1 pseudogene is annotated in these 1,258 nt (G+C 44.1%); it reads right to left on the reverse strand.

From position 1 onward, the window contains the following. Positions 1-103: 103 nt before the first annotated feature. A pseudogene (locus QUB61_RS39535) lies at positions 104-1,173 on the reverse strand (IS630 family transposase). Positions 1,174-1,258 lie beyond the last annotated feature (85 nt).

Here is a 1,258-nt window from a genome sequence, read left to right on the forward strand (position 1 = left end):
AATTGATTTTCCACTTACTGATAAATGGAGATGATACTCCCAAAATTGTTTGAATAGTTTCGCGACAGATCCCTTCATATCATGTCCGGTCGATTAACCAGGATTAAACTTTTGCCTCCGGCCACCAATAGAAATGAGTCAAACCACTGATTAACTGTTTGAGATTTAACAGTTTTCGACACCGCTCGAATAAAACTGCTTCTAATTCATCTAAGCTTTTAAAACAGCGGTTGGCTATCGGTTCATTTGTCTGCAGGCCACAGTCTTTCAGCAGGTTGCAGTTCGGGTGAGTGGGAAGGCAGACAATATAAATGTATGCCGTCGGGGATTTTCACGCTTTCACGCTCAATGCCATCCGGCTCCATCCACTACTAAAACCATTCTTTTTTTCGAGCCTACTTTCCTACTGGAGGGCAAAATCTGCTAAAACTCGCTCGAAAAGCTGGCTATTAACAAAGGGTAGTATCCACCAATAGGTTTCTCCGCTACTCGGATGTACGAAACCATATAACCATAACCATTGAAACCGCCAGTTAACCACAGCCGTAGCATTACTAAACTCATCCACCCATTCTCGCCTCAACACAGGTTTCAATCCGAGCCGATGTTCGTCCATTGACCAGACTTCTACGTCGCTTTCTGGGTTCTCCTTCTTGATTTTCAAGACGAACCGACGCAGATTTTTTTTTCCATTCCTGCAAGTTCTGCGGATATCTGATTCCTTATGTTCCGGGCGAGGAACTCTCAGTCGAAACTTCATGGACTTGAGATATTCCCACCCTATGCAGACGACAGACTTTTTCACCCTTGATTTCACTCATCCAGTCAGCTACTTTACGACCATTCCACAGTCCGCCATCAGGGGGTGGCTGTTGTAGGACTTGCCACAACCATCGCTTGTTCCACATCATTCAGCAGAGGGTCACGATCGGTATTTTGGCAACGCTGATCTCCGAGGGATTCTGGTCCTAAATGGTTGTAACCCGAGACTAATTCATAAATCCAACCGCGACTATAACCTGTCACTGCCATCACTTCTGCGGTAGTTTTGCCACCAGCTAGCAGCCAAATAATTTGGTAATGATGGGCCTGGGTTGTTGTTTTAGCTTGACGGAAACGAGCTTCTAGCTCTTCCATACTCAGATGAGCCGCGATCGTAATTCGTTTTGGCATTCTTTATTTGATGCAGGGTAAACGCATCTAAATTAATTTGACAAAAAAGTGAATTTGTGCATTACTAAATCACTAAAAAAACCTT

Source organism: Microcoleus sp. C2D2, assembly GCF_036702495.1.
Lineage (GTDB): Bacteria > Cyanobacteriota > Cyanobacteriia > Cyanobacteriales > Microcoleaceae > Microcoleus.